A 22378-nucleotide genomic window follows, 5' to 3' on the forward strand; every position below is an offset into this window, starting at 1 on the left:
GGGATTCTTGCGTGATGACATCGAACAGCCAGCCGGCCACCGGCACCCCCCCGGTTCTTCAGGGCGCGTTTCCGGCGGGCTCGCCCGTCCACAACCTGCGTGACTTCGGCGGTTATGCCACCGCCACCGGCGCCCGGCTCAAGCCCGGGCGCCTGCTGCGTTCGGGCCAGCTCGAAGCGGCGGGGGCGGGGTTCGAGGGCATCCTGTCCGCGCTCGGCGTGGCGACGATCATCGACTTGCGCGCCGGTTCGGAGTGCACGCTCGAAAGGGGCGGGGCCTTCGACGGCTATGCCGGTGCGATCCGCCGGGCGACCGCCCATGACGAGACGATCCCCCACGCCGTCGCCGCGTTCCTGAAGATGACGACGATCGAGGAAGTCGTCGCGCATATGACGCGGATCTACCGCATCCTGCCCGACAGCCCACGCTTTCGCGAATCCATGGGCCATCTGGTGACCGCGCTCGAACAGGACGACGGCGCCACGCTGATCCACTGCTTCGCCGGAAAGGACCGCACCGGGCTGGCGGTCGCGCTGGTGCAACTGGCGCTCGGCGTCCACCGCGACGACGTGTTCCACGACTACCTGCTGACCAACGCCATGGGACCGGAGCGCATCGAGTCCGGGCTCGACGCCCTGCTCGGCAAGGATCGTGCTCGCGGTTCGCAATGGGTGCTGGAGGAAGCCATGTCGGTGCGGCCGGAGTATCTGGAAGCCGGCCTCGCCAAGATCGGCGAGATCAGCGAAAGCCCCGCCGCTTACCTTGAGGCGATGGCGGGGCTTCCGTCGGGATCCATGGACCGGATCGGCACGCGCCTGACGGTGTGATGATCTCTCCCCTTCAGGGGAGAGATACGAAGGCTTGTCAGCTTGCTGACTAGCCGCAGTTGAGAGGGGCAGCGCAACGCCCATGCCCCTCTCCCAACCCTCTCCCCTGAAGGAGAGAGGGCTACGTGTTACGCCGCCGCCATCTGTCCTTCGGCTACGGGCTTGTCCTCGAACCAGTCGGGCCATCCGGCACGGCGGTTCTGTTCCCGCGCCAGTTCGCGCTCGGCGGGAGAGGCCATCTCGTTGTCCCAGCGGCGCAGCGCGGGCATGATGACCTTGTGGTGCCACAAGGGCGGGATCAGCGCCGAGAAGAAGCACACGAACACGCTCGGCATCGGAATCCACTGCCGATCGGGCACCAGTTCGTAGAACGCCGCGAAGCTGTTGGTGTGGTGATCGGCGTGGTTGGTGATCTCGAAGCCCATCACGCGCGAGATCGGCTTCAGATGGTTCCACACATGGCGGCGGTCGATCTGGGTGCCCGGCACGCGGATGAGGCCGTAGTGCTGGAAGTAGTTGAAGCTTTCGATCCAGAAGCGCGCGCCGATCATCCCGGCCAGCGCCACCGCATTCGCGCGCCAGCCGCCGATCGCGAACAGGATCGCGTGGAACGCCAGCAGCACCAGCGCCGCGCGGTATACGCGGTGGCCGATCGACCAGCGGCCCTTGCCCATCTTCTCCAGATTGTCGCTTTCCGAGCGCCAGGCTTCCTTCGTGCTCTCCACCACCGCGCGCGGGGTGAAGGCGTAGAGGCTGGTGCCGCGCGGCGCGGTGTCGCCGTCGAGCGTGGTGGCGACGTGGATGTGATGGCCCACCACATGCGCGATCTCGCGCGTCGCATCGAGGTAGCAGACCTGGCAGTACCGGCCGACAAGGCGGCGCAGCTTGCCGCGCTGGTGGTAGAGTTCGTGCGTGGCGGGAACCAGCGGGATCACGCTCAGCCACGCGCACGAGGCGATGACGCCTGCATATTCCCACCCGCTCGCGCCGGGATTGCGCGCGGCCCAGTAAGCGGCGGCAAGGTAGATCACCGGACCCAGCAGCGCGCAGAGCCACACGGGGATCTCGACCAGCCCTTCATGCCGGATGCGGCGGGCGCGAAAGTCGTTGGGCAGCACGCTGTCGACAAGGCCGAACGCGGGCAGGCTGGCGATGCCGACCCAGACCCACGGCCCGCCGACGATGAAGCTGGCGATCACCGCCACCTGCAAAAGCACGCCCAGATAGTAGCGCGAGTAGTCCATGTTCCTCTCCACAGGAATGCTCAATAATTGCGTTATATCTATACGCAAAAAATGCGTTATGGCAATCCGTGAAATTGCATCTCGGTCGGCCAAGACATTCCCGCTTGGAATGCGTATGGAAGGCCCATGAAAATGCGTGATCTGGAAGCCCGTACCGGTGTGAACCGCGAAACCATCCGCGTGCTGTTCCGTGCCGGGCTGCTCCCCGATCCGCACCGTCCGGCCCGCAACGTCGCCGATTACGGCGAGGAGCACGTCCGCGCGATTCTCGCGGTGCGCAAGCTGCAGCAGGATTCGCGCATGACCCTGCCGCAGATCAAGGCGGCGCTCAGCGGGCAGAACGGCACGACGCAGATCGGTGCCAACGCGCTCGGCCATCTGGAGGAACTGGTGTCCGGCCGCGTCGGCGTGCGCAAGGGCTACCTGTCGCTGGCGGCGCTCGCGGAACAAAACCCCAAGGCGCCGGGCGATGCCCGCGCGCTGGCGAAGCTGGAGATCATCGAACTGGCCGAGGGCGAGGACGGCCCGATGATCAGCATCACCGACGCCGAACTGCTCAACATCTGGAGCCGCATGCGCAGCGTCGGCTTCGACGAGGAGCACGGCTTCCCGCCCGACATCCTCGACTACTACGTCAAGGCGTCCGAATTCGTCGCGGCGAACGAGGCGAAGCTGTTCCTCGAACAAGTCGAAGGCCAGATGGGCGAAGACGAGGCGGCGGCGATGCTGGAAGTGGCGCTGCCCTCGATGCTCGATTTCTTCGGCATCCTGCGCCAGCGCGCGTTCCTGCGCATGATCGGCGAGCGCACCCGCGACGGCGCCGGGATCAAGGTGAAGAAGCTGCCCCGCGCGCCTCGCGCGAAGGGCTGAACCTCTTTGTCGTCCCCGTCTTTCGTCGTCCCCGTCTTTCGTCATTGCGAGCGCAGCGAAGCAATCCAGGGCAGTTCAAGGCCGCCCTGGATTGCTTCGCTGCGCTCGCAATGACGACGGTGGGTTCAGCGCCGCGCCAGCCGTTCGGCGATCCACTGCTGCGTCAGGGTTTCCTCCAGCGCATCGGGTTCCGCCCAGAAGCGGCGGATCGAGAAGCCCGAGATCATCGCCGCCGCCGAGCGCACCGCTGCCTGTGCTTCCTCCTCGCTCCATCCCGCAGTGGCGAGGCGGTTTTTCCAGCCTTCATAGACCGGCGTGCGCAGCCCGCTGACACTGCCGCGCAGGACGGGGTAGAACGCCGCATCCTTGGCCGCTTCCATGGTCATGCCGATGGCCACCCAGAAGCGGTCGCTGAAGAAGAACCCGTGCAGGTCGTCCAGGAGCGCGCGCAGCACCGCTTCGGGCGATGCATCGGGCGCGAGGTCGCCGACGCCGCTGTCCTGCTCGGCCAGCGCCAGCGCCTGCTCCACGGCGGCGAGGACCAGCGCGTTCTTGTCCGGGAAGTGGTGCATCAGCGCCCCTTGCGAGACGCCCGCCGCCTGCGCCACGTTGCGCATGCGCAGAGCATTGAAGCCGCCTTGCGCGATCGTCTCGTACGCGGCGGCGGCAAGCCGGGCGCGCATCGCTTCGCTGCGTTCGGCCTGGGTGCGGCGTGGTTTCGTTTCGGTCGGCAATCGCGGGTCCTCCTCAACTGGCAAGGATATCGCGATAGGTGTCGCGGATCACCTTCTTGTCGATCTTGCCCGTAGCGGTCAGCGGCACGCTTGCGAAGATCACGCGGTCGGGCATCCACCATTTCGCCACCCGTGCGGACAGATGATCGAGCACTTGCGCCTCGGACAGCGCGACGCCTTCGTGCGCCTCGACCAGCAGGATCGGGCGCTCCTCCCACTTGGGATGCGGCACCCCGGCGACGGCGGCGACCTTCACGCCGGGGCAGCCTGCGGCGGTGTTCTCAAGATCGACCGAACTGATCCACTCGCCGCCGGACTTGATGACGTCCTTGGTGCGGTCGGTGATGCGCATGAAGCCGAAGCGGTCGATCGTGGCGATATCGCCGGTATCGAACCAGCCCTGCGCGTCGCAGGCGCTTTCCTCGGTGCGGTAGTAGTGGTCCAGCACCCACGGTCCGCGCACCATCAGCGCGCCGGAGGTCTCGCCATCGTGGGGCAGCGGCGCGCCTTCCGCATCGACGATCTCGATCTCGATCCCGAACAGCATGCGTCCCTGCCGCGTCCAGATCCGTTCGCGCGCGTCCTCCTCGCCAAGCTCGGCGAGGGCGGGGGTGAGCGCGGAGACGACGCCTAGCGGGCTCGTCTCGGTCATGCCCCACATCTGGCGCACCGCGACGCCGCGCCGGTCGAAGGCCACCGCCATGTCGCGCGGCACCGCCGATCCGGCGATGAACACGCGCTCCAGCGTGCCGGTGTCTCCCCCGGTGCGGTCGAGGTGGTCGAGGTACATCGTCCAGATCGTCGGCACCCCGCCGGAGAAGGTGACGCCCTCGGTGCGGACCAGTTCGTCGAGCGAGGCGCCGTCCATGCGGTCGGCCGGGAGCACGAACTTGACCCCGTTGATGGCCCCTGCGAACGGCAGGCCCCACGCCGTCGCATGGTAGAGCGACTGGCACGGCATCACCACGTCGAAGGCGCTGAACCCCATGCTGCCCGACAGCCCGCCGGCCAGCGCATGCAGCACGGTCGAGCGGTGCGAATAGAGCACGCCCTTGGGATCGCCCGTGGTGCCCGAAGTGTAGCACAGGAAGGCCGCAGCATTTTCATCGAAGCTGGGCCAGTCCAGCGCGTCCGGGTGCGAGGCGATGAGCGCTTCGTAGCTTTCGATGCCGTCGCAGGGCCGGTCGGACAGCACGATCAGGTGTTCGACATGCTCCAGCCGGTCGCGGATGCGCGCGACTGTCGCCGCCATGTTGCGGTCCAGCAGCAGCACGCGGCTGCCCGCATGGTTGATGGTGTAGACCAGATGCTCGTCGGGCAGGCGCGGGTTGGCGGTGTGCAGCACCGCGCCCATGCCGGGGACCGCGAAGAACAGCTCGAAATGCCGGTGCGTGTTCCACGCCAGCGACGTCACCCGGTCCCCCGAGGCGACGCCCACGGCGGCCAGCATCCCCGCCGCCTGCGCGGCGCGGCGCAGGCAGGCGGCATAGTCGTAGCGCCACAGTGGCTCGTCCACGTTGCGCGAGACGATCTCGCGCGTCGCGTGCGCGCCCGCAGCAAAGCGCAATATGTCGATGATGGCGAGTGGGCGCGCCTGCATCGAGCCGGGTATGGTCATTGCGGCCCCCGCAGGAACGGTGTCACCAGCGCCACGAAACGCTCGCGCTTTTCGATCTGCGTCCAGTGGCCGCACTGGCCGAACAGGTGCAGTTCGCTGTTGGGGAAGAGCTGGTGGAAGCGCTCCGACACGGCATGCGGGACGATCACGTCCTCGCGGCCGTGGACGATCAGGACTTCATGCGGCAGCGCGGCCAGCTTGGCCTCGTCGGTGGCGAGGGCTTCCAGCCAGCGCTGGCGCGGCTCGGGGAACAGGCTGGAGAACGCCTCCTGCGCGCCGGGGCGCACGCTGGCCTCGAAGCGGGATCGCACGATCTCGTCCTTCACCAGCGCGGGGTCGAAGGCGAAAGTGGTCATGAGGTCGCGCATTGCCTCGACCGAGGGTTCGTAGCCCCAGACTTTGCGCAGGCCCTCCGTCACCTTGAAGTGCACGCCCGCCGCGCCCATCAGCACCAGACGGCCGACCCGCTCGGGGTGCCGCGTGGCCAGCGCCAGCGCCAGCGCGCCGCCATAGCTGTTGCCGATGAAGTGCGCGCGTTCGATGCCCAGCGCGTCCATGAAGCCGGTCAGGTGCGCGATCCAGCGGTCCATGTCGAACCCGGCGATGTCCTCGGGGAAATCGGTGTAGCCGAACCCCAGCGTATCGGGCGCGTAGCAGCGGAAATGCTGCGCCAGATCGGGGATCACGCCGCGCCAGTTGGCATAGGCGGTAACGCCGGGACCGGAGCCGTGGATGAGGATCAGCGGATCGCCTTCACCCGCCACGATATAGTTGGTGCCGATGCCGCCCACGTCGACGCGCTCGCCGATCTCGGGGTTGCTCAAGGTTGCGGAATCCGTGCTCATCATCGTTCTCCCAGAAGGCTTATAGCATGGTGGTGCCGCCGTTGACGCTGATGACCTGTCCGGTCACGAACGCGGCGGCGGGACTGGCAAGGTGGGCGACCATCGAGGCGACTTCCTCGACGGTGCCGGGGCGGCCCATCGGGATGACCTCGACGACCTTGCGGATGAGATCGGGGTTCACCGCCTCGATCTCGTCGTACTGTTCGGTGCGCACGGCGCAGGGGGCGACGGTGTTGACGGTGATCCCACCTTGCGCGAATTCGCGGGCGAGACCGGTCGTAAGGCCATGCACGCCGCCTTTTGCTGCATTGTATGCTGCATGATCGACAAGGCCGTTGCGCACCGAATCCGCGCCGATGTTGACGATGCGCCCGTACCCGGCCTGCTTCATGTGCGGCAGCGCCAGCCAGCACATCCAGAGCGCCGACCACAAGTTGCGGTCCACTGTTTCTCGCAAGGTTTCGGGCGTATGCGAAAGGAACGGCGCGATGATGCCGCCGCCCGCGTTGTTCACCAGAATGTCGATCCGGCCGTGCGTGTCCAGCGCGGTATCGACGAGGGCGCGGGCGACCGCCTCCTGCGCCAGATTGCCACCGCAGCCGATCCCGTCGAGTTCCCCGGCCAGCGCTTCGGCAACATCGAGCGAGAGATCGGCCAGCACGAGCCGCGCGCCGTCCGCCCGCAGCCGCTGCGCGATGGCGCGGCCGATCCCGCGCCCCGCGCCGGTGACGATGGCGACTTGTCCGGCCAGCGGTCCGTCAGCCATGGCGCGCGAGCACCGGGCTGCCCTTGCCAAAGCGCGGGTCGGGGCGGCCACCCCAGGTGTCCATGACTTCGGCCTTGTGCTCCAGTTCGCGAGGCCCCCGCGCGCCCTGTTCCTCGAACAGTTCCATGCCGAAGCTGAACTCGGCGCTGTTGCCGTCAGGGTCCAGGAAATAGAGGAACACGCTGGTCGAGGGCAGGTGACGGCCCGGCCCGAACACGATCGGTACTTCGGCGCCCTTGAGGCGGTTCATGGCCTGGCCGATATCGTCGATGTCCGTCACCATGAAGTTGACGTGGTGCAGCGTATTGGCGCCGGTCGGGCTCTGCAACAGGGCCAGGCTGTGATGCAGCGGATTGGGCCAGCAGCGCAGCCATTCGGCCATGCCCTCCACCCGGTCCGACACTGCGAAGCCAAGCGCCTCCACCCAGAAATTGTGCGCAGCATTCAGGTCATGCACGTTGATGACGACATGGCCCATGCGCACGATCTTGGTCAGCTGCGAGGACAGCGGTTCGTCCGTCACTGCAGGCCCTGTGAAGAAGTCGATCTCCATCCCGGTGATCGGGTCGGTGAAGCGCAGCGAACGGCGCACCTGCATGCGCGTGCATGTTGCCTCGTCGGCCCAGTGGGGCGAGAGGTCGAGGTCTTGCGCGATGGCGTGGGCGCGGTCGAGATCGGCCTCGCCCTCCACCTCGAAGCCCACGGCGGCAAGGCCCGCCGGGCCCTGGCCCAGCACGATGTCGTAGGGCTTGTCGCCGCAGCGCAGCCATGCCTCGGTGTCGTCGCGCCGGGCCAGCGTCAGGCCGACGACGTCGCGGTAGAAGCCGATGCTGCGCTCCAGATCGGGCGCGTGCAGGCGGCAGTAGCCCAGCCGGGCGAAGCGAAGGGGATGGTCCATGGCGTCTCTCCCGCCGGTCAGAGGATGATGCTGATGCGCGCGTGTGGACGCAGCGCTTCCATGTCGAGGACGCACTTCTTGCCCGCGATACGCAAGGCGCCGTCCCGCTCGACGATCTCGTGGATGTAGTGGCCGACGAAGGCGTCGCTGGTAATGTCCTTGCTGCGGTAGATGATGAACGAGGACCGCGCCCGGATCACCGCGCCGTCGCGGCGGACGCGCACGTTGGACACGATGTGGCGCACTTTCGATCGCGGGTGCTCGGAATGCGCGCCGATCTTGGACAGGCGCGACACCCGCTCGCGCATGCGCACGGCATCGTCGATGATGTAGAACAGCGAGGTGTCGGGATCGGCGGTATCGCCGTCCACGTCGCTGGGCGGCACGTGATACCAGGCGTCTTCGGTGTAGAGCGCCAGCCATTCCTTGAGCCGCCAGCTGTCGAGCAGGTCGGCCTCCTCGAACAGCAGGTCTTCCACGCGCAGGCGCAGCATCAGGGTATCGTCGATCATCTCAGGCATCGGCCATCACTTTCGCCGCCGTGACCCGGCGGTCCCATTCGCGCCAGAAGCAGCGCATCTGCGCCTCGTCGTCGAACGAGGGGGCGTCGGAGCGGATCATGCCCTTGGAGATGTCGTTGTAGAGCGCGTCGCCCGCGGTGGCGTAGCCCTGCTGGCACTTCTCGATCGCTTCCACGTCGTCGGGCGTCGCGAAGCCGCCGGGGCCGAGGAATTCGGTGAAGTTGTAAAGCCGGTACTTGCGCCGCCACTCGCTTTCCTCGCGCGGGGCGAGGGCCCAGGCGTTGATCTCCATGTAGTCGGGCGCGGTGGGGAAATAGGTGCGCACGGTGATCGCCATGATGTCGTTCACCACCAGGTTGGGGAAGATCACCATGTTGCGGTTCTTGCGCGCAATACGGTCGGCGCGCGGGGCGCCCACGCGGCTGACAAGTTCGGCGTAGACACCGTCGATCTCGGCCTTGCCTTCCTCGCCCCACAGCGGCACCCAACTGGCGATCGGGCGGCCCCAGGGCGCGGAATATTCGACGACGGCGTGGCCGTTGCCAAGGTCGAACGCCTCGCCCGCCAGCGGCGTGGCGGAGAGGGCGCCGTTCGCGCTCTTGAGGTATTCCAGATAAGTCGAGTGGTTGCAGGCCGCATGGTAGCCGTCGAAGCTGTTTTCGGAGAGCAGCTTCCAATTGCCCCGGATCGCATATTCCTGCGTGCCGCCGACGATCTGCATGCCGCTGGCGGAATGCTCGGAGACCAGCTTGAGGTAGTCGCCCGCGCCCGCGAGATACGTCGCCAGATCCTCGCCGTCGCGTGCGAAGCTGATGAAGAAGAAGTCGCCGAAGCGCTCCATGCGCGGCACGTGGACCATCTGCTTCTGCGGGTCGGTCTTGAAGCCCTCGGGATAGCCGGAGGAGCCGGGCAGCGTCTTGAGGTGCCCATCCGAACCGAAAGTCCAGCCGTGGTAGAGGCACATGAACGCGGGCGACTTGCCGCTGCGTTCGCGGCATACGGTGGCGCCGCGATGGGGGCAGGCGTTGAACAGCGCGTGGAATTCGCCGTCGCGGTCGCGGGTGAACAGGATCGGGCGCCGCGCCACCTTGCGCGTCACGAAGCTGCCGGGCGCGGGCAGCTCGGATGCGTGGCCGAGGTACAGCCAGCAAGTGTCGAATATCGCCGCATATTCCCGTTCGAAAACCGCCCGGTCGGTGAAGACCCGGCGCGGCACGAGAAACCTGTTGGACGCCGGATCATCGATGATCCCGGTCGTTATCCTCTCCATGTCGTGTTGACTCCCGTATTGGCCCGGCTACAAGACGAATCAACAAACCGAGCACTTGGTTTGTAAGAAGCGATGATCCCGGGGTCAACACCCGGCAACGCGGGAGAGATCGATGGAGGCGAATGCCCGGCAAGATCTGGTGCGCAAGGCCGCGCGGGCGCTGGGGCGCAGCGGGCTGGCGCATGCCTATGGGCATTGCTCGGCGCGGCTCGATGGAGGAAGTTTCCTTGTCTGCGCGGCAATGCCGATGGGGCTGGTTTCGGACGAGCCGGGCGTCGTCGTGCCGATATCGGGGCCGTTGCCGGAAGGCGTGCTGGGCGAAGTGCGCGTGCATCAGGCGATCTATGCGCGGCGCGCCGACGTTGGCGGGATCTGCCGGACGATGCCGCCTGCGCTCATGGCGCTATCCACGCAAGGGATCGTCCCGGCCGCGCGCCACGGCATCGGCGCTTACTTCGCACCGGGCCCCGCCTTGTGGGACGATCCCCGCCTGCTGCGCGACGATGCCGCGGCGGCGCGCGTCGCCGAGGCGCTGGGCGAGGGGAATGCCATCGTCCTGCGCGGCAATGGCGTCGTCGTTGCGGGGGAGACGCTGGAGCAGGCGGCGGTGTTGAACTGGTTTCTCGAAGACGCCGCCCGCATCGAGCGCGACGTGCGCATGATGGGCTTCGCCCCCGAAAGCGGCCGTCTGAATGCCGAGGAAATGGCCGCACGGCAGGTCTGGTCGGGCGGAGTCGTTGAAAGAATGTGGAACTGGCTCATTTCAATGTAGGCATTGGAAGAGGTTGCCACGTTCCCAAAATTCATTGTTTTTCGAAGACACCTTGCCGGAAATATTTCGTAATTGATAAACAGCTTGACGATTTTGAATCGGGCTTGATAAATGGTCCAACCAAATCCGGGATGCCGCGACAGACGGTGGCCGGGCGGACCTCAAACAGAGGGAGGAAGAGGATGAACTTGAAGTACAGGACGATTCTGCTTGCCGCATGCGCCATGCCGCAAGTTGCGTTTGCTCAGGATCAGGCGGCGCAGGATACGGCGGCGGACCCTTCGCGCGACATCGTCGTCACCGCGCAGCGCCGTGCCGAACGCCTGCAGGACGTTCCGGCCACGATTTCCGCGCTCGACAGCAAGGCGCTGGTCGCCGCCGGCGTCATGGACATCAGCAACATCGCGCCGCGCGTGCCGGGCTTTTACGCCGGCGGCTTCGGCTCTGCGCGCCCGCAGCTCTACATTCGCGGCATCGGCACGCGCCAGTTCGATCCGGGTTCGGAATCCTCGGTCGGCGTGTTCGTGGACGAGAGCTATCTGGGCCGCACCGGCGGCGTGCTCGGCGCCCTCAAGGATATCGAACGGGTCGAGGTGCTGAAGGGGCCGCAGGGCACGCTTTACGGTCGCAACACGATCGCGGGCGCCGTCAACGTCATCACCAAGGGGCCGACCGACGACTTCCAGGCCGAGGCCGAGGCAGGCGTCGGCAACTATGACAGCTACAACCTGTTCGGCGCCGTTTCTGGCCCGATCGCAGGCGATGCCATCAAGGGCCGCATCGCCGCGTGGCGTACCAAGCAGCAGGGCTACATCACCAACCTGACGACCGGCAATCACCCGCAGGGCGTCAACAACTGGGGCGGCCGCCTGCGTCTGGCGATCGAGCCGACCTCGACCATCAAGATCGACCTCATCGGCGAGATCGCGCGCGACACCGGCCGCTCGTTCCAGGGCGAGAGCATCGGCAGCACCACCAATCCCTACGGCATCCTGCTGGGCCGCGCCGGTCTGGTGCCGCAGCTTTCGGACGATCCCTACAAGCAGTACTACACCACCGATCCGCTCTATGATCGCAAGATCGATGCCTTCACCGGCAAGATCAACTGGGCGACCGACGTGGGCGATTTCGTCTCGGTCACGTCCTATCGCAAGATGACGTACACCGACGACCGCGATTTCGATAACACCAGCCTCGACGTGATCCGCCAGATCAGCAACGAGGACTCCAAGCAGTTCTCGCAGGAACTGCGGTTCGTTTCTGCCAATGACGGCGCACTGTCGCTGGGCGGGCTGGTCGACTGGATCGTCGGCGTCTACTTCTACAAGGACAAGAGCTACCACGAGGACTTCTTCCGCTACGGCGCGGACAGCGTCGCGGGGGCCGGATCGGTCGACCAGACCTTCGGCCATTATGACACCAAGAGCATCGCCGGGTTCGGTCAGGCGACCTTCAACATCAGCAACGAACTCAAGTTCACCGCCGGTGCGCGCTATACCGAAGATCGCAAGAAGGCGACGCTGGGCGGCCGAACCACGGACACGCTGCCGCTGGTCCGCGCCGACTTCGATCAGGTGAACCCGACCAAGAAGTTCACCTCGTTCGATCCCAAGTTCGTGCTGGCCTACCAGCCCAACCGCGATCTCAACTTCTACGCCAGCTTCAGCAAGGGCTTCAAGTCGGGCGGCTACCAGTACACCCCGCTGACGGCGGCGCAGGCGGCCGAAGTCTTCGATCCCGAGAAGATCAAGGCGTACGAGATCGGCGTGAAGAGCACCTGGCTGAACGGCGCGCTGCAGGCGAATGCGGCGGTGTTCCGCTACGACTATTCGAACCTGCAGGTCTCGCGCGTCACGCAGCTGCCGGACGGATCGACGCCGTCGCTCATCACCAATGCGGGCAAGAGCCGGATCAAGGGCGCCGAACTGGATGTGACGATCGAGCCGATCCGCGATTTCCGGGTGGCGGTGGCTTATGCCTATACCGACGCCAAGTACCTCGATTACTCGACCGGGGCGCTGGACTTCTCGGGCACGACGATGGTGCGTGCGCCCAAGCATTCGGTCAACGTCAGCTCGGACTACACCATCCACACCGGCGGCGACAGCGACCTGACGCTGCACGGCGACGTGGCGATGCTGAGCGACTTCTTCCACGAACCGGGACAGGGCGAACTCGCCTACGGCACGACGATCCCGTTCACCTCGGAAGACGGTTATGTGCTGAGCAACGCGCGGGTTACCTTCCGCACCGGCCAGTGGCGCCTCAGCGCATGGGTGCAGAACGCCTTCGACGTGAACTATCGCCGCACGGTGCTGGCGCTGCCGGGGCAGGTCATCAGCATCTACGGCCAGCCGCGCACTTACGGCCTGACGCTGGGCTGGGCGATGTAGCATGGGGGCGGCCCGGCAGGCATGGGGTGGAGACTGTGGCGCAGGGATCGAACCCTCGCGCCCGGTCCCGGTCTGCCGGGCTACCGTCCAACGAACGCGGCACCTGCGAAGCAAGGCGGGCAGTCCCATGACGATGCATGCCGAAGGGAGCGCCGCGGGCGGGCGACGGATATTCGAACGGGTCCGCGATGCCATCCTGGACGAGATAGGCGCCCAGCGCCTCAATCCGGGGGACCGGCTCCCCAGCGAACGCGCCCTGGCCGAAGCCTTTCATGTCGGCCGCCATGCGGTGCGCGAGGCGTTGCGGACGCTGGAAATGTCCGGCGTGCTGCGCTTCGCCAAAGGCGTCAACGGCGGCGCTTTCGTGCGCGAGCGGAGCGGCGAGGGCGTCGGCCAGTCGATCCGCGACATGATCGTGCTGGGCCGCATGCCGCTGGAAGACCTGATGGCGGTGCGCGTCAATCTTCTGATGCAGGCTGCCGAACTGGCCGCGCAGCGCGCCGATGACGAGGATTTCGCCGCGTTCGACGCCAATATCGCCGAAACCGTGCGCTGCCTGGAAATGGGCGATCCGCTGGCGACGATCGATCCGCTGGTGGAGTTCAACCGGGTGCTGGGCCGGGCCTCGCACAATCTCGTGCTGTCGATGCTGATCGATTCCGTAGCCGAGATCGTTGCCGACGTCCTGCGCGTCTACCGCCTGACCAGCGAGATCGAACTGGTCGCCCCGCGGCGCGCCGTCGTCGCCGCGCTGCGGGCGCGCGATGCGGCCGAGGCCGCGCGTATCCTCACGGCGCATTATGCGCAGACCACCCGCTATGTCCTTTCCCGCGTGAACAGCGCAGCGAAGCCGGACGCCTGAGCGAGCCCACGAAGGAGATTTCATGTCGCGCTTTTCCCCCCGCGATTATCTGCGCCACCCCGCCGACGACAGCGGCCGCATGCGGGATTCCCTGTTCTGGCAGACGATCCTGCCCGAGCAGAAGCTCGGTTTTCAGGCCTATCTCTACCTGACCAGCGCCGGGAAGGCGGGCTTCAACGTGGTGCTCTGGGGGGAGGAGAAGCGGCCGCTGCTGCTCGAACTCGTCAATGGCGAGATACCTGCGGGGATGGACCTCGACGCGCTGTCGTTCGAGGGGCTGGAACTGCGCAAGACCGGCTTCGGAGAGCCGGCCAGGGTCAGCTATCGCAGCGAGCGCGTGGAACTCGACTTCACCTTCACCGGCAGCCATCCGCCCTTCAGCTACCATGACAATCCCGATGGGTTGCCCGCATGGTTCGCGCTCAACCGCTACGAGCAAACCGGGCGGATCGAGGGCAGCATCCGCACGGGGGGGCGCACGATCGACCTTTCGGGCATGGCGCACCGCGATCACAGCTGGGGCAACCGCAACTGGGGCGTGCCGCAGCACTGGAAGTGGCTGTGCGCCTATACGCCCGATGGCAGCCGCATGATAAACGGCTGGATCTGGATCGCGCGCGGGGAACTGGGCTGCGCGGGCTATGTCGTGCGCGACGGGGCGCTGACGCCGATCGCCACGATCCGCCAGCACGGCACCTATCGTGACGACATGAGCCAGGACACCCTGCGCGCCGAGATTGTCGATACCTCCGGGGAAACCTGCCTGCTCGAACTGCAGCGCTTCGGCCTCGTCAAGCTGCCGACCAAGGACAAGTTCGGCACGCTCATCCAGGAAGCCGCCTGTACCGGGTCGATCGACGGCGCGGTAGCGGCGGGCCAGTACGAGACGCATTGGCAGCAAGCCTATCTCGACCATCTGGTGGAAAGCGGAGCGACCCGTTGAGCTGGAGTTTCGATGCGCCCACCCGCGAGCGCCTGCATGCCTTCCTGCGCGAGCATGACCTTGCCGACGAAGAACCCCGCATCGCGCCGATCGGCGACGGGCACAGCAACCTGACGTTCCGCCTCGACACGGGCGGGCGGCGCATGGTGCTGCGCCGCCCGCCGCCGCCGCCGTTCCCGCCGGGCAGCAATGACGTGCTGCGCGAGGCCGGATTTTTGCGCATCGTCGGGCCGCACGGCGTCCCCGTCCCGGGCGTGTTGGCAACGGCCGAAGCGGGCGCGGTCTTCGACGTGCCGTTCTACATCATGGACATGGTTGACGGCGTGGTCGTCACCGAGACGCTTCCGGCCGCCTTTACCGGCGAGAGTGTCGGCGAGGGCATGGCGGGGCAACTGGTCTCGGCGATGGCGCAGCTTCACGGCATCGACTGGAGCGCCACCCCGCTTGCCGGAAAGGCCAGGCCGGAAGCCTTCAACGCCCGCCACCTGCGGATATTCGCGCGCATGCTGGATGACGGGCGCGAGGAACCGGCGCCTGCGTTCCGCGAAGTCGCTGCATGGCTGGAGGGCAGGGCGCCCGAGCCTTCCGGCGCGGCGATCATCCACAACGACATGCGCCTCGGCAATGTCATGTGGAGCGGCGAGGGGGTGCCCCGGCTCGTCGCCATCCTCGACTGGGAACTGGCGACCGTCGGCGATCCGCTGCTGGACCTTGCCTATCTCGCCTGCTCACTCCCACGGGAAGGGGCGTGCCATACGCCGGTGCAGGATCTGGCAGCCGCGCTGCTGGAAGCCGGTTGCCCCGAGCCGCAAACGGTGATCGCGCGCTACTTCGCGCAGACCGGGGGCGAGGCGACCGATATCCGCTGGTATCAGGCCATGGTGAACTTCAAGCTGGCGGCGCTCTATCGCTATTCGCGCCTCGCGGGGCACGATTCCTACTTCGCCGATCCCACGCACGAGGCGCGCTTCCTTGCCGAAGCGGCGCATTACTGCCGGGATTGAACCACCCTTCGTCATTGTGAGCGTAGCGAAGCAATCCAGGGCAATTTCAAGCCGCCCTGGATTGTTTCGATGCGCTCGCAATGACGATTTGAGGTCAAGTCATCGCGCTCCGAATTTGGCCGCTCACAGGGAGCGGCCTACCAGTTCGCGCATGATCTCGCTCGACCCGCCGTAGATCCGGCGCACGCGCGCATCGCGCCAGATGCGGGCGATCGGGTACTCGTTCATGTACCCGGCGCCGCCATGCAGTTGCAGCGCCGCGTCGCAGGCCAGCCACTGCATCTCGGTGTGCCAGTACTTCGACGCCGCCGCTTCCTCCGCCGTCAGTTCGCCGCGCACATGGCGCGCGATCGCCCAGTCGAGGTGCGCCCAACCGACCTGCAGCTTGGCCTTGATGTCGGCGAGGGTGAAACGGGTGTTCTGGAAATCGATGATCGCCTTGCCGAACGCCTTGCGCTCACGCGTGAAGGCGACCGCCTCGTCATAGGCGCGCTGCGCGGCGGCTTGCGCGGTGATGGAAATCGACAGACGCTCCTGCGCCAGTTCGCTGACGAGGTAGATGAACCCCCGGTTCTCCTGCCCGATGAGATTGCCGGCGGGCACGCGCACATCGTTGAAGAACAGTTCCGAGGTGTCCGCCATCCACTGCCCGACCTTGTCGAGATTGCGCCCGCGCTCGAACCCGGCGCGGTCCGCCTCGACCAGGATCAGCGAGGTGCCCTTGGCGCCCAGTTCCGGCTCGGTCTTGCAGACCGTGATGATGACGTCGGCGTTCTGCCCGTTGGTGATGAAGGTCTTGGAGCCGTTGATGACGTATTCGTCGCCGTCACGCCGCGCCGTGGTGCGCACGCCCTGCAGGTCCGAGCCCGCGCCCGGTTCGGTCATCGCGATCGCGGACACCGTCTCGCCCGACAGCAGGCCCGGCAGCCAGCGGGCGTTGAGTTCGTCCGATGCGTAGTGCAGCAGGTAGGGCATCGTGATGTCGGATTGCAGCGTCACGCTGTCCGACATCATCGCATACGTCAGTTCCTCGTTGAGGATGGCATTGAACCGGAAGTCGAGCCCAAGACCGCCGAACTCCTCGGGAATTCCGGGGCACAGGAACCCGGCCTCGCCCATCTTCAGCCAGAAGTCGCGGCCGACCTTTCCGGCCTCCTCGAACTCCTCCACCCGGGGCGAGAATTCGCGCTCGATGAAGCGGCGCACGGTCTGGCGAAACAGCCGGAGGTCTTCGTCGAAAAGGTGGCTGGCATCGCGTTCCAACATGGCATCATCCCTTTTTGGCGGCGATCGTATGTCGCCCCGTCGCCCTTCGGGTTAGCCCAAGAAATCACATATTGTAAACCTGTGAACTTTATGCGAGGTTGGAATCGTCGGACCTCACATCCACGGGAAGCGCATCGCCTCCGCAGGCGGTGCCTGTCTTCCGGTTCGACCGGATCGCCTCAGGCGGTCTCTCTCCTATGACTCGAAAGACCTGGTCCACCGAAAATGGACCAGGTCTTCTTTTCACTGCGCCGATGGTGCCCGCGCGAGGTCGAGCGCGATATCGACGATCATGTCCTCCTGCCCGCCGACCATCTTGCGACGCCCGGCCTCGACCAGAATGGCGCGGGTGTCGACGCCGTGATCGGCGCTGGCTTTTTCCGCATGGCGCAGGAAGCTGGAGTAGACCCCGGCATAGCCGAGCGTCAGCGTCTCGCGATCGACGCGCACGGGGCGGTCCTGCAGCGGGCGAACCAGATCCTCTGCCGCGTCCATCAGCGCGTAGAGATCGCAGCCGTGGTCCCAGCCGTTGCGGTCCACAGCGGCGATGAACACTTCGAGCGGGGCATTGCCCGCCCCCGCGCCCATCCCCGCCAGCGAGGCATCGACGCGCACCGCGCCGTTCTGCACAGCGACGATGGAGTTCGCCACTCCGAGCGAGAGGTTGTGGTGCGCATGCACGCCGCGCTGCGTTTCCGGCTTGAGCACCCGGTCATAAGCCTGCAGCCGCGCCGCGTAGTCGTCCATGTTCATGGCGCCGCCGCTGTCGGTGACGTAGACGCAGTGGGCGCCGTATTGCTCCATCAGGAGCGCCTGCCGGGCCAGTACTTCCGGCTCTGCCATATGGCTCATCATCAGGAAGCCGGACACGTCCATATCGAGGCCGCGCGCCGCCTCGATATGCTGGCGCGAAACGTCCGCCTCGGTGCAGTGCGTCGCGATACGGACCGAGCGGACGCCAAGGCCGTGCGCCTGTTTGAGGTCATGGACCGTGCCGATCCCCGGCAGCAGCAGTGTCGTCAGCACCGCGCTTTCCAGCACCTCCGCCACCGCTTCCAGCCATTCCCAGTCGGTATGCGCGCCGAACCCGTAGTTGAACGAGGACCCGCTGAGCCCGTCGCCGTGCGCCACTTCGATGGCATCCACCCCGGCACGGTCGAGCGCGCGCGCGATCGACCGGACGTGGTCGAGGCCGTACTGGTGACGGATCGCGTGCATCCCGTCGCGCAGGGTGACGTCCTGGATATAGAGCTTTGGCTTGGCGGGGGTCACAGGGCGGCCTCCTTCATGGCGATCCGCTCGGCCGTGCGCAGGGCCGCCGAGGTCATGATATCGAGGTTGCCGGCATAAGCGGGCAGGTAATGCGCCGCGCCCTCCACCTCGAGGAAGACGGAGACCTTGAGGCCGGTGAATTCGGTCCGGCCGGTCGATGCCATTTCGGGAATGCGCAAGGGGCGGTTGGAGCCGATGCTTTCGAACTGCACCGCTTGCTTCAGGCGATAGCCGGGGACGTATTCCTGGACCTGCGCGACCATGGCGGCGATGCTTTCGGCGATCGCCTCGCGGTCCGCGTCCTCGCACAGGCACAGCACTGTGTCGCGCATGATGAGCGGCGGTTCCGCGGGGTTGAGCACGATGATCGCCTTGCCCCGCTTGGCGCCGCCGATCTCGACGATGGCGCGGCTGGTCGTCTCGGTGAATTCGTCGATGTTGGCACGCGTGCCCGGACCTGCGCTTTTCGAGGCGATCGAGGCGACGATCTCGGCATAGTGTACCGGCGCCACGCGGTTGATGGCGTGGACGATCGGGATCGTCGCCTGCCCGCCGCAGGTCACCATATTGACGTTGGCGGCATCGAGATGCGCTGCGCCGTTGACCGGCGGCACCACGAAAGGCCCAATCGCTGCGGGGGTGAGATCGACCACGCGCTTGCCATGCCCGCGCAGGACGGCATCGTGCCGCTCGTGCGCGCCTGCGGACGTGGCGTCGAAGACGATGCCGATCTCGTCGAAGCCGGGCAGGGCGAGCAGCCCGTCGATCCCCGCGCTGCTGGTGGCGAGTCCCATGCGCTCGGCGCGTGCGAGGCCGTCCGAGGACGGATCGACGCCGATCATCGCGGCGACTTCGAGCGTCTTCGAGAGCCGCATGATCTTCATCATCAGGTCGGTGCCGATGTTCCCCGAACCGATGATCGCGACCTTGGTTCTGCTCATGGCGTCATTCTCCGCCGAACCTGAAAGCGCATTCGCCGATCCCGCCGACCACGGCGCGCACCTGATCTCCCGGCGAGAGAGGCACCATCGGCCCCAGTGCGCCGGTAAGCAGTATGTCGCCTGCCTTGAGCGGATCGCCCCGTGCCGCCAGCGTGCGTGCCAGCCAGGCGGCCGCTTCGAGCGGATGGCCGAGGGCGGCAGCGCCAGCGCCGATCGATGCGATCGCGCCGTTCACCGTCATCACCATGCCGCAGCTCCACAAGTCGCGCCCGGCGATCGGAACGCCTTCCTCTGCGATCACGAAGAAGGCGGACGATCCATTGTCCGCCACGGTATCGGCAAAGGTGATCTTCCAGTCGGCGATGCGGGAATCGACGATCTCGATCGCGGCGTGAACCGAGCCCGTCGCCGCGCCCACCTGCGCGGCGGTGGTCGTGTCGTCCGGCAGGTCGCGTGCCAGCACGAGCGCGATCTCGGCTTCGGCCTTCGGCTGGATCGTCCGGGAAACCGCGAGGCGCCCGCCATCAGCGATGCGCATGTCATCGAACAGGACGCCGAAATCCGGTTGATCAACCCCGAGTTGTAGCTGGACCGTCTTTGCCGTCAGCCCCGCCTTCCTGCCGACGATGCGACGGCCCTGTGCCTGCCAGTGACGCGTGTTGATCTCCTGCACGGCATAGGCGCCCGCCGCATCCACCGGCTCAAGTCCATCTCGTAGCGGCGGTATGGCGCCCGCGACGTATGCGTCGCGCAGCCTTTTCGCCAGGCTCTCGTGCGGTGTTTCGGTCATTACCGATGGTCTCCCTCTCGCTTGCCGTCGAGCATAGATGCGCGGCATGACTTGCGCCAGTTGGCTAGCAGGTTTACTTCTCACAATATGAGAAATGGAATGCCGCGCCTTTCATCTTTCGAGCGGGCGATGGACTTGCTGGAAGCGGTCCTGGTCGATGGCGGATGCAACCGCGCCTCATCGCTTGCGGGCAGTCTCAATGTCCCGGTGGCAACCATGCACCGGCATCTTGCCACGTTGCGTGACGCAGGGCTGCTGACGCCGGTTGGAGGCGGGCGTCATGTTGCCGGCCCGCGAATGCTCGCCTTCGCGGGCCGGATCAGCGTGCCGGAGGTGCTTTCCGGTATCGGCCGCCAATTGTTGCCCGACTTCGCAAGGCGTTTGGGCTGCGTCGTGCAACTGGGCACCCTTGACGGCGATATGGTGACGTACCGCGTCAAGGTGGGCGGCGATCTGTTCACGAAAGTAGGGATGCAGTTGGAGGCCTATTGCTCCGCGATCGGCAAGGTCCTGCTGGCGCATCTGCCAGACGGGGAGCAGGCTCGCTATCTGGAGGCCGGTCCGTTCGTTCAGTTGACTGCGCATACGATCACCGAGCCTCGTGCGCTTGCGCGGGAGTTCGTGGCAGTGCGCCGGCTGGGCTATGCCTGTGATCGTGAAGAAATCAGCGAAGGGCTGGCATGCATCGCGGTTCCGCTGCGCGATGCGAAGGGCGCTGTCGTCGCCGCGCTTTCTGCCTCACGGGCGATCGAACCAAGCCATTCGGGGGACTTGGAAGCAGCGCTGCCGTTGCTGGAAGAGGCGCGAGGCGTGTTGGAGCAACGGGCCTTCGGCTGCTCCACGTAGACGGATTTGCAATGATCTGGAATTTTGGCCCGTTCTTTTAGCTGGGCAGCGAAGAGGTGTGATCAAACGTAAGGTCTGTGGGATGCCGATAGATCAAGTGTTTACTAGCGATATCTAAGCAGGTATTTTCAGATACTTGAAACGCTTAAGCTCGACCGCCCGCGATCGAAATACGGGCAGACGGGCATCCAGCTTAGGCGGCCGATGTTCCGCAAAGGCCGTAAGACCTGCGCCTGGATTCTCAATCCCAAGGAGGTCGAAAAGCTGGGCGAGCGCATCGACGCCGAGAGTGAGGCGGGCCTAGTAAGGTAAGCCCTGCGCAATCAGGCGGCATTTCGCGCGCTGATCGTGTTGAACAGGGTGAGGATCGTGCGGGCGTGCCGCATGGCTACGGCTTCGCGATCTGTGCCATAGCCACCGCCCAGCGTGCTCGCCAATGGAATGGCGCGCCGCATCGCCTCTGCCGCCACAAATCGATCGCGGTCCGCTAGGCCCTCGTCGGTCATGGACAGCCGGCCAAGCTTGTCTTCCGCATGGGCATCGACGCCTGCCTGCAGCAGGATCAGTTCAGGCATGAAATGATCGAGGACGTTGGGCAGCGCTCCGGCCAGCGCTTTCAGATAGTCCGCATCGCCCGTTGCATCGGGTAGTCCGATATCCAGCGACGAGCGCGCCTTGCGTGTGGGAAAGTTCTTCTCGGCATGAATGGACAGCGTGAAGATGTCGCTGCGTCCTGCGGTGAGGGCGGCAGTGCCGTCCCCCTGATGCACGTCGAGATCGAGTATCAGGATGCGTGAGACGTTACCGTCCTCGATCAGCCTGTTGGCGGCGAGCGCCAGATCGTTGAACACACAATAGCCCGCGCCGGTATCGGCCAGGGCGTGGTGGCTGCCACCGGCGGAATTTGCCGCATATCCATGCCGCAGCGCCAGTTTCGCCGCGAGCCATGTTCCTCCGGGGGAAAGCTGCGAACGCCGGGATATCCGCTCATCGATCGCAAAACCGATCCGGCGTTGCTTGGCCGCCGGGACGGAACAACTGATGACTTCATCGACATAGGCAGGGTCGTGGACTGCCTCGAGCCATTCTCGTGGCATGATTTCGGGCGCATGTATGGTCATCGGCACGCCCGTTTCGCCCAGCGCACGCATGACCAGCGCATACTTGTCATGCGGGAAAGTGCCCATGCGCTCGGTTTCGACCACGTAACCGGGATGATGGACGATATGCAGCATGGCCTTGCAGGTAGAGCGCCTTGATACACAGGTCGAGCAGCATTGTCGGCGGCGCTGACCAGACGATTTTAGCTCGGGAAGCTCGGCCGGGGAATGCGCGAGTCGGCCCCTTTGAGACGCTCAGCGATCCAATGTCGGTCCCGAGGTGCGGTCCGTCCGCTATTGCGGCAGTTCGCGACCACTTTGAGCCATTCATCATAGTCGAACCGAACGACAGGCATGCACTCAAGCTGCCGTTCGACTTGGTTGCGGTATTCGATCGGCAAGCAGGATAATCAAGCGCGCAACTGTTATGTAAGGATATCCTCCGGGGCGACAGGTTCAACGCTCTTTCTCGATCAACGCCGATCATGCAGACGGCACTGCAGCGGTGGCCGAGCATTTCTAGGAGAGTGGTCACCGCTGGTTCGGATTGATTGCAGACGATTCAAGTGTAGCATCCGGCAGAATACGGCGGGAAG

General features: G+C 65.8%; 21 protein-coding genes. 8 read left to right on the forward strand and 13 right to left on the reverse strand.

All coding sequences use genetic code 11. The features are described from left to right. The first annotated feature begins 14 nt into the window (after nucleotides 1-14). The gene (locus QRN25_RS18460) at nucleotides 15-827 is read left to right on the forward strand and encodes a tyrosine-protein phosphatase (RefSeq protein WP_285020681.1); all 813 of its coding nucleotides are present in this window, start codon (nucleotides 15-17) and stop codon (nucleotides 825-827) included. 128 nt (nucleotides 828-955) lie between these two features. Here QRN25_RS18460 and QRN25_RS18465 read toward each other — a convergent pair whose 3' ends face one another. Further along, nucleotides 956-2071, reverse strand: a complete 1116-nt coding sequence (locus tag QRN25_RS18465; RefSeq protein WP_285020682.1) for an alkane 1-monooxygenase — start codon at nucleotides 2069-2071, stop codon at nucleotides 956-958. Nucleotides 2072-2197: 126 nt separating this feature from the next. On the opposite strand from QRN25_RS18465, the gene QRN25_RS18470 reads away from it, so the two are divergent. Further along, nucleotides 2198-2941 (forward strand): MerR family transcriptional regulator, encoded by a 744-nt coding sequence (locus QRN25_RS18470; protein WP_285020683.1) that lies wholly within the window; start codon nucleotides 2198-2200, stop codon nucleotides 2939-2941. 125 nt (nucleotides 2942-3066) lie between these two features. On the opposite strand, the gene QRN25_RS18475 is transcribed toward QRN25_RS18470, so the two are convergent. From QRN25_RS18475 to QRN25_RS18505, 7 genes are read right to left on the reverse strand one after another with little or no spacing between them, the layout of a single operon-like run. Next, complete coding sequence (locus tag QRN25_RS18475) at nucleotides 3067-3675, reverse strand: TetR/AcrR family transcriptional regulator (RefSeq protein ID WP_285020684.1); 609 nt, start codon at nucleotides 3673-3675, stop codon at nucleotides 3067-3069. A 13-nt stretch (nucleotides 3676-3688) separates the two neighbouring features. Then, the gene (locus QRN25_RS18480) at nucleotides 3689-5293 is read right to left on the reverse strand and encodes a long-chain fatty acid--CoA ligase (RefSeq protein ID WP_285020686.1); all 1605 of its coding nucleotides are present in this window, start codon (nucleotides 5291-5293) and stop codon (nucleotides 3689-3691) included. Continuing rightward, the gene (locus tag QRN25_RS18485; RefSeq protein WP_285020688.1) at nucleotides 5290-6138 is read right to left on the reverse strand and encodes an alpha/beta fold hydrolase; all 849 of its coding nucleotides are present in this window, start codon (nucleotides 6136-6138) and stop codon (nucleotides 5290-5292) included. Before QRN25_RS18485 ends, QRN25_RS18480 begins: the two co-directional genes overlap by 4 nt. 19 nt (nucleotides 6139-6157) lie before the next feature. Continuing rightward, nucleotides 6158-6904, reverse strand: coding sequence for an SDR family NAD(P)-dependent oxidoreductase (locus tag QRN25_RS18490; protein ID WP_285020689.1), 747 nt, complete (start codon nucleotides 6902-6904; stop codon nucleotides 6158-6160). Further along, a complete protein-coding gene (locus QRN25_RS18495) occupies nucleotides 6897-7802 on the reverse strand; it encodes a VOC family protein (RefSeq protein WP_285020690.1) in 906 nt (301 codons plus the stop codon). The genes QRN25_RS18490 and QRN25_RS18495 overlap by 8 nt, the downstream gene beginning before the upstream one ends. Nucleotides 7803-7819: 17 nt before the next feature. After that, nucleotides 7820-8323: an aromatic-ring-hydroxylating dioxygenase subunit beta gene (locus QRN25_RS18500; protein ID WP_271181450.1), complete on the reverse strand. Its 504-nt coding sequence runs from the start codon at nucleotides 8321-8323 to the stop codon at nucleotides 7820-7822. Further along, a complete protein-coding gene (locus tag QRN25_RS18505) occupies nucleotides 8316-9593 on the reverse strand; it encodes an aromatic ring-hydroxylating oxygenase subunit alpha (RefSeq protein WP_271181449.1) in 1278 nt (425 codons plus the stop codon). The genes QRN25_RS18500 and QRN25_RS18505 overlap by 8 nt, the downstream gene beginning before the upstream one ends. A 112-nt stretch (nucleotides 9594-9705) precedes the next feature. Between QRN25_RS18505 and QRN25_RS18510 the strand changes: the two genes are divergently transcribed. From QRN25_RS18510 to QRN25_RS18530, 5 genes are all read left to right on the forward strand, one after another. Next, entirely contained in the window at nucleotides 9706-10365 is a 660-nt protein-coding gene (locus QRN25_RS18510; RefSeq protein ID WP_285020691.1) for a class II aldolase/adducin family protein, read from the forward strand. A gap of 182 nt (nucleotides 10366-10547) precedes the next feature. Beyond that, a complete protein-coding gene (locus QRN25_RS18515; RefSeq protein WP_285020692.1) occupies nucleotides 10548-12758 on the forward strand; it encodes a TonB-dependent receptor in 2211 nt (736 codons plus the stop codon). A 127-nt stretch (nucleotides 12759-12885) separates the two neighbouring features. Continuing rightward, the gene (locus QRN25_RS18520; protein ID WP_162177373.1) at nucleotides 12886-13620 is read left to right on the forward strand and encodes a FadR/GntR family transcriptional regulator; all 735 of its coding nucleotides are present in this window, start codon (nucleotides 12886-12888) and stop codon (nucleotides 13618-13620) included. Between the two features lie 22 nt (nucleotides 13621-13642). After that, nucleotides 13643-14563, forward strand: coding sequence for a DUF7064 domain-containing protein (locus QRN25_RS18525; RefSeq protein WP_285020693.1), 921 nt, complete (start codon nucleotides 13643-13645; stop codon nucleotides 14561-14563). Then, nucleotides 14560-15567 carry a phosphotransferase family protein gene (locus QRN25_RS18530; protein ID WP_285020694.1) on the forward strand — a complete coding sequence of 336 codons (1008 nt, stop codon included), beginning with the start codon at nucleotides 14560-14562 and terminating at the stop codon, nucleotides 15565-15567. Before QRN25_RS18525 ends, QRN25_RS18530 begins: the two co-directional genes overlap by 4 nt. A gap of 123 nt (nucleotides 15568-15690) precedes the next feature. Here QRN25_RS18530 and QRN25_RS18535 read toward each other — a convergent pair whose 3' ends face one another. From QRN25_RS18535 to QRN25_RS18550, 4 genes are all read right to left on the reverse strand, one after another. Then, complete coding sequence (locus tag QRN25_RS18535) at nucleotides 15691-16833, reverse strand: acyl-CoA dehydrogenase family protein (protein ID WP_285020695.1); 1143 nt, start codon at nucleotides 16831-16833, stop codon at nucleotides 15691-15693. Nucleotides 16834-17076: 243 nt separating this feature from the next. Continuing rightward, nucleotides 17077-18105, reverse strand: coding sequence for a 4-hydroxy-2-oxovalerate aldolase (gene dmpG, locus QRN25_RS18540; protein WP_285020696.1), 1029 nt, complete (start codon nucleotides 18103-18105; stop codon nucleotides 17077-17079). Further along, nucleotides 18102-19046 carry an acetaldehyde dehydrogenase (acetylating) gene (locus tag QRN25_RS18545; RefSeq protein WP_285020697.1) on the reverse strand — a complete coding sequence of 315 codons (945 nt, stop codon included), beginning with the start codon at nucleotides 19044-19046 and terminating at the stop codon, nucleotides 18102-18104. The genes dmpG and QRN25_RS18545 overlap by 4 nt, the downstream gene beginning before the upstream one ends. A gap of 4 nt (nucleotides 19047-19050) precedes the next feature. Then, entirely contained in the window at nucleotides 19051-19836 is a 786-nt protein-coding gene (locus QRN25_RS18550; RefSeq protein WP_285020698.1) for a 2-keto-4-pentenoate hydratase, read from the reverse strand. Nucleotides 19837-19935: 99 nt separating this feature from the next. Between QRN25_RS18550 and QRN25_RS18555 the strand changes: the two genes are divergently transcribed. Beyond that, nucleotides 19936-20682 (forward strand): IclR family transcriptional regulator, encoded by a 747-nt coding sequence (locus QRN25_RS18555; protein ID WP_285020699.1) that lies wholly within the window; start codon nucleotides 19936-19938, stop codon nucleotides 20680-20682. 323 nt (nucleotides 20683-21005) lie between these two features. Here QRN25_RS18555 and QRN25_RS18560 read toward each other — a convergent pair whose 3' ends face one another. Beyond that, entirely contained in the window at nucleotides 21006-21917 is a 912-nt protein-coding gene (locus QRN25_RS18560) for a histone deacetylase family protein (RefSeq protein ID WP_271181437.1), read from the reverse strand. Nucleotides 21918-22378: the final 461 nt, after the last annotated feature.

The organism is Novosphingobium sp. fls2-241-R2A-195 (assembly GCF_030209485.1).
In the GTDB taxonomy this organism is placed as follows: Bacteria; Pseudomonadota; Alphaproteobacteria; order Sphingomonadales; family Sphingomonadaceae; genus Novosphingobium; species Novosphingobium resinovorum.

Coding starts and splice junctions, on each gene's coding strand:
- QRN25_RS18500 (WP_271181450.1), bottom strand. CDS start 8,323: ATGCCTGAGATGATCGACGATACCCTGATGCTGCGCCTGCGCGTGGAA.
- QRN25_RS18465 (WP_285020682.1), bottom strand. CDS start 2,071: ATGGACTACTCGCGCTACTATCTGGGCGTGCTTTTGCAGGTGGCGGTG.
- QRN25_RS18550 (WP_285020698.1), bottom strand. CDS start 19,836: ATGACCGAAACACCGCACGAGAGCCTGGCGAAAAGGCTGCGCGACGCA.
- QRN25_RS18480 (WP_285020686.1), bottom strand. CDS start 5,293: ATGACCATACCCGGCTCGATGCAGGCGCGCCCACTCGCCATCATCGAC.
- QRN25_RS18555 (WP_285020699.1), top strand. CDS start 19,936: ATGCCGCGCCTTTCATCTTTCGAGCGGGCGATGGACTTGCTGGAAGCG.
- QRN25_RS18545 (WP_285020697.1), bottom strand. CDS start 19,046: ATGAGCAGAACCAAGGTCGCGATCATCGGTTCGGGGAACATCGGCACC.
- QRN25_RS18495 (WP_285020690.1), bottom strand. CDS start 7,802: ATGGACCATCCCCTTCGCTTCGCCCGGCTGGGCTACTGCCGCCTGCAC.
- QRN25_RS18470 (WP_285020683.1), top strand. CDS start 2,198: ATGAAAATGCGTGATCTGGAAGCCCGTACCGGTGTGAACCGCGAAACC.
- QRN25_RS18490 (WP_285020689.1), bottom strand. CDS start 6,904: ATGGCTGACGGACCGCTGGCCGGACAAGTCGCCATCGTCACCGGCGCG.
- QRN25_RS18485 (WP_285020688.1), bottom strand. CDS start 6,138: ATGAGCACGGATTCCGCAACCTTGAGCAACCCCGAGATCGGCGAGCGC.
- QRN25_RS18535 (WP_285020695.1), bottom strand. CDS start 16,833: ATGTTGGAACGCGATGCCAGCCACCTTTTCGACGAAGACCTCCGGCTG.
- QRN25_RS18510 (WP_285020691.1), top strand. CDS start 9,706: ATGGAGGCGAATGCCCGGCAAGATCTGGTGCGCAAGGCCGCGCGGGCG.
- QRN25_RS18515 (WP_285020692.1), top strand. CDS start 10,548: ATGAACTTGAAGTACAGGACGATTCTGCTTGCCGCATGCGCCATGCCG.
- QRN25_RS18460 (WP_285020681.1), top strand. CDS start 15: ATGACATCGAACAGCCAGCCGGCCACCGGCACCCCCCCGGTTCTTCAG.
- QRN25_RS18520 (WP_162177373.1), top strand. CDS start 12,886: ATGACGATGCATGCCGAAGGGAGCGCCGCGGGCGGGCGACGGATATTC.
- QRN25_RS18525 (WP_285020693.1), top strand. CDS start 13,643: ATGTCGCGCTTTTCCCCCCGCGATTATCTGCGCCACCCCGCCGACGAC.
- QRN25_RS18560 (WP_271181437.1), bottom strand. CDS start 21,917: ATGCTGCATATCGTCCATCATCCCGGTTACGTGGTCGAAACCGAGCGC.
- QRN25_RS18505 (WP_271181449.1), bottom strand. CDS start 9,593: ATGGAGAGGATAACGACCGGGATCATCGATGATCCGGCGTCCAACAGG.